13 protein-coding genes are annotated in these 10,595 nt (G+C 73.2%); 6 read left to right on the top strand and 7 right to left on the bottom strand.

From position 1 onward, the window contains the following. Positions 1-126: 126 nt before the first annotated feature. On the bottom strand, positions 127-1,203 hold the full coding sequence (locus tag C7M71_RS07130; protein ID WP_111491749.1) for an NADH-quinone oxidoreductase subunit B family protein: 1,077 nt from the start codon (positions 1,201-1,203) through the stop codon (positions 127-129). A 263-nt stretch (positions 1,204-1,466) separates the two neighbouring features. Here C7M71_RS07130 and C7M71_RS07125 point away from each other — a divergent pair, with 263 nt between their 5' ends. Then, on the top strand, positions 1,467-2,264 hold the full coding sequence (locus C7M71_RS07125) for an N-acetylmuramoyl-L-alanine amidase (RefSeq protein WP_111491750.1): 798 nt from the start codon (positions 1,467-1,469) through the stop codon (positions 2,262-2,264). A 43-nt stretch (positions 2,265-2,307) separates the two neighbouring features. On the opposite strand, the gene C7M71_RS07120 is transcribed toward C7M71_RS07125, so the two are convergent. Next, positions 2,308-2,703, bottom strand: coding sequence for an ATP-binding protein (locus C7M71_RS07120; protein ID WP_111491751.1), 396 nt, complete (start codon positions 2,701-2,703; stop codon positions 2,308-2,310). Between the two features lie 81 nt (positions 2,704-2,784). Further along, positions 2,785-3,345 (bottom strand): MarR family winged helix-turn-helix transcriptional regulator, encoded by a 561-nt coding sequence (locus tag C7M71_RS07115; RefSeq protein ID WP_111491752.1) that lies wholly within the window; start codon positions 3,343-3,345, stop codon positions 2,785-2,787. Between the two features lie 186 nt (positions 3,346-3,531). Here C7M71_RS07115 and C7M71_RS07110 point away from each other — a divergent pair, with 186 nt between their 5' ends. Both C7M71_RS07110 and C7M71_RS07105 read left to right on the top strand, forming a co-directional pair. Further along, positions 3,532-4,122 (top strand): hypothetical protein, encoded by a 591-nt coding sequence (locus tag C7M71_RS07110; protein ID WP_111491753.1) that lies wholly within the window; start codon positions 3,532-3,534, stop codon positions 4,120-4,122. Between the two features lie 232 nt (positions 4,123-4,354). Next, the gene (locus C7M71_RS07105) at positions 4,355-5,260 is read left to right on the top strand and encodes an RNA polymerase sigma factor SigF (protein ID WP_111491754.1); all 906 of its coding nucleotides are present in this window, start codon (positions 4,355-4,357) and stop codon (positions 5,258-5,260) included. A 55-nt stretch (positions 5,261-5,315) separates the two neighbouring features. Here C7M71_RS07105 and C7M71_RS07100 read toward each other — a convergent pair whose 3' ends face one another. After that, entirely contained in the window at positions 5,316-5,501 is a 186-nt protein-coding gene (locus tag C7M71_RS07100; protein WP_111491755.1) for a hypothetical protein, read from the bottom strand. A 44-nt stretch (positions 5,502-5,545) separates the two neighbouring features. Then, positions 5,546-5,779 carry a hypothetical protein gene (locus tag C7M71_RS07095; protein ID WP_111491756.1) on the bottom strand — a complete coding sequence of 78 codons (234 nt, stop codon included), beginning with the start codon at positions 5,777-5,779 and terminating at the stop codon, positions 5,546-5,548. A gap of 331 nt (positions 5,780-6,110) precedes the next feature. Between C7M71_RS07095 and C7M71_RS07090 the strand changes: the two genes are divergently transcribed. Continuing rightward, on the top strand, positions 6,111-6,815 hold the full coding sequence (locus C7M71_RS07090; RefSeq protein ID WP_111491757.1) for a bifunctional DNA primase/polymerase: 705 nt from the start codon (positions 6,111-6,113) through the stop codon (positions 6,813-6,815). Between the two features lie 19 nt (positions 6,816-6,834). Here C7M71_RS07090 and map read toward each other — a convergent pair whose 3' ends face one another. Beyond that, the gene (gene map / locus C7M71_RS07085) at positions 6,835-7,683 is read right to left on the bottom strand and encodes a type I methionyl aminopeptidase (protein ID WP_111491758.1); all 849 of its coding nucleotides are present in this window, start codon (positions 7,681-7,683) and stop codon (positions 6,835-6,837) included. A gap of 165 nt (positions 7,684-7,848) precedes the next feature. On the opposite strand from map, the gene C7M71_RS07080 reads away from it, so the two are divergent. Together C7M71_RS07080 and C7M71_RS07075 are read left to right on the top strand one after the other, a co-directional pair. Next, positions 7,849-8,073 (top strand): hypothetical protein, encoded by a 225-nt coding sequence (locus C7M71_RS07080; protein ID WP_111491759.1) that lies wholly within the window; start codon positions 7,849-7,851, stop codon positions 8,071-8,073. Positions 8,074-8,156: 83 nt separating this feature from the next. Beyond that, positions 8,157-9,212, top strand: coding sequence for a class I SAM-dependent methyltransferase (locus tag C7M71_RS07075; RefSeq protein ID WP_111491760.1), 1,056 nt, complete (start codon positions 8,157-8,159; stop codon positions 9,210-9,212). Between the two features lie 10 nt (positions 9,213-9,222). Here C7M71_RS07075 and C7M71_RS07070 read toward each other — a convergent pair whose 3' ends face one another. Continuing rightward, entirely contained in the window at positions 9,223-10,569 is a 1,347-nt protein-coding gene (locus C7M71_RS07070) for an MFS transporter (RefSeq protein WP_111491766.1), read from the bottom strand. Positions 10,570-10,595: the final 26 nt, after the last annotated feature.

Genomic DNA, 10,595 nt, shown 5'->3' with positions numbered 1-10,595 from the left:
TCGTCTGCCACGTCCTTTGTCGAGCGGGTCGAGCGGTCCTTGGCTGGGCTGTCCTGGGCTGGGCTGTCCTCGGCTGGGCTGTCCTCGGCTGGGCTGTCCTCGGTCGGGCGGTCCGGCGGCGGACGGTCACCACGGCTGCCGGTAGCCGGTGGTCAGCTTGCGGCCGGTGTGCCGCCACTTCGGTTCCTTGTCCACGGTGCTCGCGGTGATCGAGCGCAGCCTGCGGATCGCGGCGCCGTAGACCCCGCTGGCGGCGGAGGAGACCTTGCCGCCGGGCGGCTCGTCCATGAACGGCATGAACTTGTCCGGGAAGCCCGGCATGGTGCAGGCGATGCAGATGCCGCCGACGTTGGGACAGCCGCCGATGCCGTCCATCCAGCCGCGCTTGGGCACGTTGCACTTCACCACCGGCCCCCAGCAGCCGATCTTCACCAGGCACTGCGGGGAGTCGTAGGTGCTGGCGAACTGGCCCTGCTCGTAGTAGCCCGCCCGGTCGCACCCCTCGTGCACGGTGGCGCCGAAGAGCCAGGTCGGGCGGAGCTTGTCGTCCAGCGGGATCATCGGCGCATTGCCGGCCGCCTGGTGGAGCAGGTACGTCAGGGTCTCCGCGAAGTTGTCCGGCTGGATCGGGCAGCCCGGCACGCAGACGATCGGGATGCCCGCCTTGGACTTCCAGTCCCAGCCCAGGTAGTCGGGTACGCCCATGGCGCCGGTGGGGTTGCCCTCCATGGCGTGGATGCCGCCGTAGGTGGCGCAGGTGCCGATGGCGACCACGGCCAGCGCCTTGGGCGAGAGCCGGTCGATCCACTCGCTGGTGGTGATCGGCTGGCCGGTCTCGGGGTTGTCGCCGAAGCCGCACCAGTAGCCCTCGGCCTTGATGTCCTCGTTGGGGATGGAGCCCTCGATCACCAGGACGAACGGGTCGATCTCGCCCCGCTCCGCCTTGAAGAACCACTCGATGAAGGTGTCCGCGCCCTGCACCGGCCCGGACTCGAAGTCGATCAGCGGCCAGTGGATGGCGATCTTCGGCAGCCCCGGCAGGGCGCGCAGCGCGATCTCCTCGATGGAGGGCTGGGTCGCCGCCGTCAGCGACACCGAGTCGCCGTCGCAGCTGAGCCCGGCGTTGATCCAGAGGATGTGGATCGGGGCTTCCTCGTCGGAGGCCGTGGTCCCGGGGGCGGAGGTCGAAGCAGTTGCATCCATCAGGATGCCTCCTCGGAGAGGGGTGCGCCGATGGGCACATGACGGCGTCTGCCTTCCTTCCTACCGGCGGTCGCCGCCGGGTGGGACGTCGAAGGCGGCCAATCCGGTGACCCGGGCGCGTGTCCGGGTGGGGCGCGCGCACCGATTCGTGCACGGACGGATGCTTCCGTGCGCCGGACCGGATCACCTGTCAGAGGGAAGGCTCTGGATACGCCGGGTGATGATTCCGGCACCCTCTGTCGAGAGCATCGCGAAGGTACCCCATGGCCCGCATGCCCGGGGCGGACTACCGTCCCGTCGTCAACGTCCACAAGAACGGCGTCCTGGAGCACCGGGGCCTCGTCCTCCATGTGCAGGACGGCACCGGCTCCCCCTACGGCTGGTTCAACCAGACCAGCTCGCAGGCGTCCTCCGACTTCTGGGTCGGCACCGGCGGAACGATCGAGCAGTACTGCGACACCGGCGTGGACTACGCCTTCGCGCAGGCCGCCGGGAATCCGTACTACGCCTCGGTGGAGACCGAGGGCCGCCCCGACACCGCGCTCACCGCCGAGCAACTGGAGGGGGTGGCGCACATCTACGCCTGGGGCCACTCGGCGTTCGGCTGGCCGCTGGCCGTGGTGGACTCCACCACCGAGCACGGCTTCACGTACCACGGGGTGGGCGGCGAGGCATGGGGCAACCACCCGGACTGCCCCGGCGACCTCCGCAAGGCGCAGCGGCCGGCGGTCATCGCCCGCGCCAAGGAGATCGTCGGCACCACCTCCGGGGGCGGCTCGGTGAGCCTGGCCCATGTGGTGGCGGCCGCCCGGAAGGACCCCGGCGCCGCCCAGGGGCACACCACCCACCGCAGCGAGGTGCTGGTGGTGGAGCGGGCGTTGCAGGCGGAGGGGCTGCTGGCCGCGCAGTGGGTGGACGGCAGCTTCGGGACCAAGACGGTGACCGCATACGCCGCCCTCCAGCGCCGCTATGGCTTCAGCGGCGCCGACGCGGACGGCATCCCCGGCCGCACCAGCCTGACCAGGCTCGGCGCGGCGCACGGCTTCACCGTCACCGCGTGACGCCCCCGGCGGCGGACCCGGCCCGTGCGGTACGGGCCCCGGGTCACCAGGCGGGCAGCGAGACCTGGATGCACTTGCCGCCCTCGGCGGGGTGGCTGATCCGTACGCTCTCCGCCAGCCGGGAGACCAGCGGCCAGCCGAAGCCGCCGGTGCCCGCGACCAGGTCGGGCCGCCGACCGGCCGGCTCCGCCTCACAGGCATCGGCCACCGCCACCTCCAGCCGCCCCGGCCGCCAGCCGAGCCGCAGCGAGCACGGGCCGGGGGCGTGCCGGCAGGCGTTGGCCACCAGCTCGGAGACGACCAGCAGCAGCGCGTCGGTCCCTGCGGCGTCGGCTCGCCTGCCGGTGGCGCCCTCCACCGTCCGTACGAACATGGCGGCGGCGTTCCGGGCGAGGGCGGTCGTGCCGGGCCGGCCGTCGAAGGTCTCTGTCAGCTCCACGGTCTCGGGTGCGTCCCCGGGGGGACGCGGCCTCTCGGTGAGTGGGTCGCCGGCCCGCAAGGGCCTTGGTACCACCGGCTTCTACCCGGCGGGAGCCGCATCATGACCGGTCGGCGCCACCGGCTGTGCAGCGGGCTGTGCCACGGGCTGTGCCACCGGCGGCGCCACGGGCTGCGCCACCGGTTCCGCCGCGCGGTGGTACTCCTCCAACCCCGCCAGCAGCGACGCCCGCGCGGCGGGCGCCATCCCGGCCAGGGTGGCCCGCAGACCGGCACGCCGCCGCTCGCGCAGCTCCGCCAGCAGCGCGGCGCCCTCCCGGGTGAGGCGCAGGATCACCTGCCGCCGGTCGGCCTCGCCGACGTCCCGGTCGATCAGCCCGGCCGTCTGCAACCGGTCGCAGATGCGGCTGGTCACGGAGGCCGCGGCTCCCAGCTCCTCCGCGAGTCCGCGCAGGTGGATGCGGCGGTGCCGGTCGATGGTGATCAGGGCGCGCAGCTGGGACGTGGACACCGTCGTCCCCGGCGCCTGGTGCGCCCGGCCCCAGAGCACCACCAGCGACTCGACGGCGGTGAGCAGGGCAGTGGCCACCTCGTCGGGGGAGGTCAGGGGTGCGCTGCGGGAGCCCGGGTGCTGGTCTGTCATACGGGAACCCTCCCAACTCCGAGCCGTGCCCGACAGTCTGCCTCACCGGTGCACCGCCCCCGCCGGGACCGGCGGTCACCCGAAGGGCGCCGCCGCGTCGCGGCGGCCTGCCCGGGGTGCGAGGTTGGGCCGGAGTCATGGACTCGCCGGCCGCACCCCGCGCCGGCCCGCTCAGGGAGGACCCTCATGCTCGATCCGCGTCGCCGTCGCCTCTCGACGTTCCTTGCCGCGCCGCTGCTGGCGGCGCTGCTGCTGTCCGGCTGCTCCAGCTCCGACAAGTCCACGACGAGCAGCGGCGCCACCGCTGCCACCGCCACCGATGACCCCCACGCCGGGTCGGCCTCGCCGACCAGCACCCAGGACCGGGTCAAGCTCGCCAAGACCAAGTTCGTGCTCAACGCCGGCCTGGCCGCCGGGGCCACCTACCAGTGGCTCTACAAGCCCTACAAGGACGGCAAGTTCAAGAAGGGCGCCAGCGGCCGCAAGGCGGCCCTGGTCAAGGGCGCGCTGGCGGGTGCCTTCACCTACAACCGGCTGAAGGCGGCGATCAGGGACGCCCAGGGCGACCCCACCCTGTCCAAGGCGGTCGCGCCGCTGACGGCCGGGGTGGAGAAGCTCAAGCAGGCCGCCACCAACATCCGCAAGGGCGACAACGCGGAGGCCGGCGCCAACCAGTTCGAAGGGGTGATCGACAGCTTCAAGCAGGCCGGCAAGTCGGCGGGCGCCGATGTCACCAACCAGGTGCCCTCGCTCAGCCAGCTCAACTCCGGCAGCTGACCCCCCGGAGGGACACCATGCCGCCCGGACGTCACGGTGTCCCCTCCCGCCTTCGGCAATCCCGGTGACCGGCAGAAGGGGTGAAGGCCCGTCAGGCCGACACCCCGATGACCACCTGCCGGGCCGATACACCCGTTCGCCGCGCATGGAGCCACCGGACCGGGGTAGGCGGCGACCACTGCCCCGCAGCCATCCCCGAGGCGCGGGACATCCGAGGGAGGGAATCCACCCGATGAGGGCCGACGTCGCAGCCGCAGCAGTCACGCACGCCCCCGCCGCCCCGGAGGCCGCCCCCGCCTTTCGGGCGCCCGCAGTCGACCGCCCTGCCGCGCCGGTCGACCTGCCCGAGATCCCGCCCGTCGACCGGATCGGCACCGACGACGCGCGCGCCCTGTCCAAGGTGCTCTTCCGGCGGCTGGCGCAGCTGGAGGAGGGCACCCATGAGTACGCCTATGTCCGCAACACGCTGGTGGAGCTCAACCTCGCCCTGGTGCGGTTCGCCGCCTCCCGCTTCCGCACCCGCAGCGAACCCATGGAGGACATCGTCCAGGTCGGCACCATAGGTCTGATCAAGGCCATCGACCGGTTCGACGTGGAGCGCGGACTGGAGTTCCCCACCTTTGCGCTGCCGACCGTGATCGGCGAGATCAAGCGGTTCTTCCGCGACACCAGCTGGGCGGTCCATGTGCCCCGCCGGCTCCAGGAGCTGCGCCTGGACCTGGCCAAGGCCAGCGATGAGCTGGCCTTCACCCTCGGCCGCGAACCCACCGCCGCCGAACTCGCCGAGAAGCTCGCCATGGACGAGCAGGAGGTCCGCGAGGGCCTGGTCGCCTCGGCCGGCTACACCGCCTACTCGCTCGACGCGCAGAGCGACGACGAGGAGACCGAGGGCTCCATCGCCGACCGGCTCGGCGAGGAGGACACCGGTCTGGAGGGCGTGCTCGACCACGAGGCGCTGAAGCCGCTGATCGCCGCCCTCCCGGACCGCGACCGGCGGATCCTCTCGCTGCGCTTCGGCGCCGAGATGACCCAGTCGGAGATCGGCGCCGAACTGGGCATCTCCCAGATGCATGTCTCCCGGCTGCTCTCCCGCATCCTGGCCCGGCTGCGCGAGGGCATGGCCGCCGAGACCTGCTGAGGCCCGGCGCGACGGATCCCCGGAGCCCGGCAGAGCCCCGGAGCCCGGCAGCGCCTCAGAGCCGCATCGCCAGCATCGCCCCCGTGATCAGCGCCAGCGCGGTCCAGGCGAACCAGAGCCAGGGGTCGGCCTCGAACACCGCGCTGTAGACGCTCACCACCACCAGGCAGGCCAGGGTGACCCGGGCCAGGCCACGGGAGTGCGGGGTGCCCGGTCGGGGATCGCGGGGAGTGGATGCCATGGCTGTCCTCCGTACGGCGTCGGCGAACGGCCGCGGGCGGCGGGCTACCGGTCGGCGGCCTCACCGTCTGCGGCCTCGTACTCGTACCGCCAGCGCCAGCGGCCCCGGGCGTCGTACTGCTTCGCCCGGTGGTACACCAGCGTGGCGGCGGGCCGGTCCAGATGGGCGGGCACCGGTACCCGGTAGACCTTGGGCACGTTGTTGAACGGGCTCAGCAGGATCGGCAGCACCCTGCCGTCCAGCGGCCCGCCCACGAACTCGGTATCCGCACTCCTCATACCTGCCAGCTTCGCATCCCCCGCGAGGTTCGCCCAGCCCGCCGGACGACCCCGCCGGACGGCCCGGCCGGACAAGCCCGCCGGACAAGCCGCCGGGCCGCTTGGGGCACCCCGCGGTCACCGGCACCCCTCCGGTGGTCTTATCCTGCTCAGTACGCCCACGGGGTACCCCGGGCCCGCCGCGCCGTACGGGCCGGGGTGCCGGAGCCCGGCGAGGGTGATCTGACACGGTTTCCGCTCCCCGCACCGCTTCCGCTCCGTACCGTGGACCTTGGCAGTAGCCGGACGGTGATCCCGGGCCGGGTTGAGGGACGCGCGACGAAGGGGCTCGATGGAAGCGAGAGGCAGCAGATGGACGGGCTGGTGGCGGGGTCGGGGACGTACGGGGGACACACCGGCCGCCCGTGACATGGCGGCTGCGGTCCGCCTGGACCTGCTGCTCGGCGCGGTCCGGGCCGGCTTCCCGGTGGCCCCCGCCGCCCGGCCGTCCGGGTACCGCTGCTCCTGCGACCGGGTCGGCTGTCCCGCCCCGGCCCGCCACCCGGTCTCCTTCGCCTGGCAGACCCAGGCCACCACCGACACCGAGCAGATCGCCCACTGGATCGCCCGCGACCCGCAGGCCAACTTCGTCACCGCCACCGGCCGCACCCACGATGTGCTGGACGTGCCCGAGGAGGCCGGCCGGATCGCCCTGGAGCGCCTGCTGGACCAGGACGCGGCCGGCCCGGTCGCCGCCGCCGACGGGCGCTACCTGTTCTTCACCGCCACCCGGGGCACCCCCGCCGACGAGGACGAGTGGTGGCCCTGCGAGCTGGACAGCCACCCCGACACCCTGGAGGACCATCCCGGCCTGCGCTGGCACTGCCGGGGCTCCTACGTCCTGCTGCCGCCGTCCGCCCTGCCGGACACCTCGGCCGTGCGCTGGGTACGCGGCCCGGAGCACCCGCTGCCGGACCCGCTGCGGGTGCTGGACGTGCTCACCGACGCCTGCACCACTGTCGGGGCGGTCGCCGAGGAGCAGTGGCGCATCGGCTGACCGGCCCCGGCCACGGGGGCTACGGCAGCGTCAGGATCTCGGCGCCGTCGGCGGTGACCAGCAGGGTGTGCTCGAACTGGGCGGTGCGCTTGCGGTCCTTGGTGACCACCGTCCAGCCGTCCTGCCAGATGTCGTACTCATAGGTGCCCAGGGTCAGCATCGGCTCGATGGTGAAGGTCATCCCCTGCTGGATCACCTCGGTGGCGCGCGGGCTGTCGTAGTGCGGGACGACCAGCCCGGAGTGGAACGAGGTGTTGATGCCGTGTCCGGTGAAGTCGCGGACCACGCCATAGCCGAACCGCTTGGCGTAGGACTCGATGACCCGTCCGATCACATTGATCTGACGGCCCGGCCGCACCGCCTTGATCGCCCGGTTGAGCGACTCCAGGGTGCGCTCCACCAGCAGCTTGGACTCCTCGTCCACATCGCCCACCGGGTAGGTGGCATTGAGGTCGCCGTGCACCCCGTGGATGTAGGCGGTGACATCGAGGTTCACGATGTCGCCGTCCTGGAGCACCGTGGAGTCCGGGATGCCGTGGCAGATCACCTCGTTGACGGAGGTGCAGATCGACTTGGGGAATCCCCGGTAGCCGAGGTCCGACGGATAGGCGCCGTGGTCGCACATATAGGTGTGCGCGACGCGGTCCAGCTCGTCGGTGGTGACGCCGGGCGCGATGTGCTTGGCGGCCTCGTCCATCGCGCGGGCCGCGATCGAGCCCGCGATCCGCATCTTCTCGATGGTCTCGGCGGTCTGCACCTCCGGGCCGGTGTACGGCTGCGGGGCACGCTTGCCCACGTACTCGGGCCGGGCGATGTGCGCCGGGACGCTGCGGGTGGGGGAGAGCTTGCCGGGAACCAGGGGAGCCATGGCTGCGAGTCTAACCGGCGCCGCACGGGCTCCGACCGGTACCGCACGGGCTCCGACCGGCACCGCACGGGCCGCCGAGGGCAACCGGAGTGGCCCTCCGGGCAGGGGGCATGATCTCCCCAGGGAGGGCCGAGGACGACGGCCCCGGATCAAGGAGGCCGCTCCATGCCGTTCGGACGCAAGCCGCAGGGGAAGCCCGGCGAGTGGTTCTACTGCGTGCGGCACCGCAAGGTCGAGGAGGGCCCGGAGTGCCCGGCCCGCGACCGCCTCGGCCCGTACGCCAGCCGCGCCGACGCCGAGCACGCCCTCCAGACCGCCGCCGAGCGCAATGAGGAGTGGGAGAACGACCCGCGCTGGCGCGACCGCACCGAGGAGCAGGAGGACGACTGAGCCGCCCGCACCGCCCGAGCGGTGGGGCCGCCGGTCCCGGCGTAGCGTGGGAACGGGGCGCCGCCGCGAGGTGAGGAGCAGCGATGTCCGTGCGCGAGTCCGACCCGGTGCATCGGGATCAGCAGGTCTTCGCCGACCGGCTGGTGGGCATTCTGGACGACTCCTGCCTGGGCCTGCTGCTCAGCGTCGGCCACCGCACCGGGCTCTTCGACACCATGGCCGGTCTGCCGCCGTCCACCGCCCCGGAGCTCGCCCGCGCCGCCGGGCTGCATGAGCGCCCGGTACGGGAGTGGCTGGACGGCATGGTGGCCGGCGGCATCGCCGCCTACGACCCGGCCGCCGACCGCTACACCCTCCCGCCCGAGCACGCCGCCTCGCTGACCCGGGCCGCCGGGACCGGCAACCTGGCCGGGCTGGCGCCGTACCTGGCCATGATGGGGGAGATCGAGCAGCAGGTGGTGGAGTCCTTCCGGACCGGCGGCGGGGTGCCGTACTCGGCGTACCCGCGCTTTCGGCAACTGCTGGCCGAGCGGTGCGCCCAGGTGCATGGCACCGATCTGGTGGAGACCGTGATCCCGCTGGTCCCCGGGCTGGCCGAGCGGCTGCGTGACGGCATCGAGGTGCTGGACCTCGGCTGCGGGCAGGGCCGCGCGGTCGCCGTACTGGCCCGGGCGTTCCCGGCCAGCCGCTTCCGGGGCCTGGACGCGGCGGAGGGCGGGATCGCCGCCGCACGGGAGGAGGCGGCGCGGCTGGGCCTGGCCAACACCACCTTCGATGTGGCCGACTCGGACCAACTGGACGGCCACTACGACCTGGTCACCGCCTTCGGCCTGGTGCACGGCCTGGCCCGGCCCGCCCGTACGCTGCTCGCGGTCCGCGACGCGCTGCACGACGACGGCGTCTTCCTGATGGGCGACCCCGCGCTGCCCTACCGCCCGGAGGCCGGTGCCGGCCATCCGCCCGGGTCCCCGCTCCAGGGCTTCACGGTCTTCCGGCGGATGACCGCGACCCCCTCGGCCCCGGGGGACGACGGGGTGGCGGCGCAGCGGATGCTCACCGAGGCCGGGTTCACCAAGGTGGAGACCCATCGGGTCGAGGGCGGCATCCTCGGCCTCTACCATGTCGCCCGCAAGGGCTGACCCGGCTCCCTCAGGCGGACGCCGGCCCCGACACCGGCTCGGACGCCGCCTCGGACACCGGCCCCGACACCGGCTCGGACACGGCCTCCGGCTCCGACCGCCTGGCGGCCCGGGCCTCGCGCTCGGCGCGGACGGCCGCCACATGCGGGTCGGTGCGCGCGTCGTACGCCAGCAGCCGGGGCAGCGCCGCGACCAGGCCCACCACGCCCACCACGCACATCAGCCCGCCCGACCACACCGAGGCCCGCACCCCGACCGCGGCGGCCATGCCACCGGCCCGGACCTGGCCGAGCTGCGGCCCCACCGAGTAGCTCAGCAGCTCCACCCCGGCCATGCGGCCGCGCAGCCCGTCCGGGATCGACTGGTTCCACAGCGTGGAGCGGCCCAGGCCGCTCACCATGTCGGCGCCGCCGGCCAGCGCCAGGAAGAACAGCACCAGCCAGATGTTGCCCACCAGCCCGGCGCCGGTGATGGCCGCACCCCAGAGCGCGGCGGCGGCCATCACCATCCGGCCGTGCCGGTGGACGCGCGAGGCCCAGCCGCTGGTCGCGGAGACCGCCAGCCCGCCCACCGAGGAGGCCGCGTACATCAGGCCCAGCGCCCAGGAGGCGTCCAGCCGGTCGGCGAGGAAGGGGAAGATCGCATTGGGGAAGGCGAACAGCATGGCCACGATGTCCACCGCGTAGGTGCCCAGCAGCTCCTTGCGGCTCCAGGCGTACCGCAGACCCTCGGCAATCGCGCCCAGCGACGGTTTCTCGGCTCCGAGGGCCGGTGGCACCGCCCGCATCCGGAGCAGAAGCAGCAGGGAGACCGCGAAGGTGACCGCGTCCAGCGCATAGGCGACCCGCACCCCGGCCGTGGCGGCGATCAGACCGGCCAGCGACGGCCCCGCGATGGCGCCGACCTGCCAGCGCAGCGCATTGAGCGCGGCGGCGGCGGTCAGCTGGTCATGGGCGACGATCTGCGGGGTCAGCGCGTCCAGCGAGGGCCGCTGGAGGCCGTCCAGCGCCGACAGCAGGCCGACGAACACATACATCGGCCACAGCAGCGGCTGCGGCAGCAGGGCGTTGACCAGCAGCAGGACCGAGAGCAGCCCCAGCCCGGCCTCCGAGGCCAGCACCAGCTTGCGGCGGTCCACCGCATCGGCGAGCGCGCCGCCCCAGAGGCCGCAGACGATCATCGGCACCAGTTCCACGGCGCCGATCAGCCCGACCGCCAGCGATGACCCGGTGAGCTCCTTGATCTGGAGCGGCACCGCCACATAGGTCAGGAAGCTGCCGAAGGTGGTGACCAGCCCGGCGCTCCAGAGCAGCCGGAAGTCCCGGGAGGAACGCCAGGGCGCGAGGTCGGGCCGCATCGAGCGGGCGAGCGCCCGCAGTCGGC

The sequence above is a fragment of the Peterkaempfera bronchialis genome, assembly GCF_003258605.2.
GTDB lineage: Bacteria > Actinomycetota > Actinomycetes > Streptomycetales > Streptomycetaceae > Peterkaempfera > Peterkaempfera bronchialis.
This window is presented reverse-complemented; position numbering and strand designations above follow the sequence as displayed.

What these genes read in the sequence shown, in the direction of transcription:
- C7M71_RS07130 (WP_111491749.1), bottom strand. Translation starts at nt 1,203, where the DNA reads ATGGATGCAACTGCTTCGACCTCCGCCCCCGGGACCACGGCCTCCGAC.
- C7M71_RS07125 (WP_111491750.1), top strand. Translation starts at nt 1,467, where the DNA reads ATGGCCCGCATGCCCGGGGCGGACTACCGTCCCGTCGTCAACGTCCAC.
- C7M71_RS07115 (WP_111491752.1), bottom strand. Translation starts at nt 3,345, where the DNA reads ATGACAGACCAGCACCCGGGCTCCCGCAGCGCACCCCTGACCTCCCCC.
- C7M71_RS07110 (WP_111491753.1), top strand. Translation starts at nt 3,532, where the DNA reads ATGCTCGATCCGCGTCGCCGTCGCCTCTCGACGTTCCTTGCCGCGCCG.
- C7M71_RS07105 (WP_111491754.1), top strand. Translation starts at nt 4,355, where the DNA reads ATGAGGGCCGACGTCGCAGCCGCAGCAGTCACGCACGCCCCCGCCGCC.
- C7M71_RS07100 (WP_111491755.1), bottom strand. Translation starts at nt 5,501, where the DNA reads ATGGCATCCACTCCCCGCGATCCCCGACCGGGCACCCCGCACTCCCGT.
- C7M71_RS07095 (WP_111491756.1), bottom strand. Translation starts at nt 5,779, where the DNA reads ATGAGGAGTGCGGATACCGAGTTCGTGGGCGGGCCGCTGGACGGCAGG.
- C7M71_RS07090 (WP_111491757.1), top strand. Translation starts at nt 6,111, where the DNA reads ATGGAAGCGAGAGGCAGCAGATGGACGGGCTGGTGGCGGGGTCGGGGA.
- map (WP_111491758.1), bottom strand. Translation starts at nt 7,683, where the DNA reads ATGGCTCCCCTGGTTCCCGGCAAGCTCTCCCCCACCCGCAGCGTCCCG.
- C7M71_RS07080 (WP_111491759.1), top strand. Translation starts at nt 7,849, where the DNA reads ATGCCGTTCGGACGCAAGCCGCAGGGGAAGCCCGGCGAGTGGTTCTAC.
- C7M71_RS07075 (WP_111491760.1), top strand. Translation starts at nt 8,157, where the DNA reads ATGTCCGTGCGCGAGTCCGACCCGGTGCATCGGGATCAGCAGGTCTTC.
- C7M71_RS07070 (WP_111491766.1), bottom strand. Translation starts at nt 10,569, where the DNA reads ATGCGGCCCGACCTCGCGCCCTGGCGTTCCTCCCGGGACTTCCGGCTG.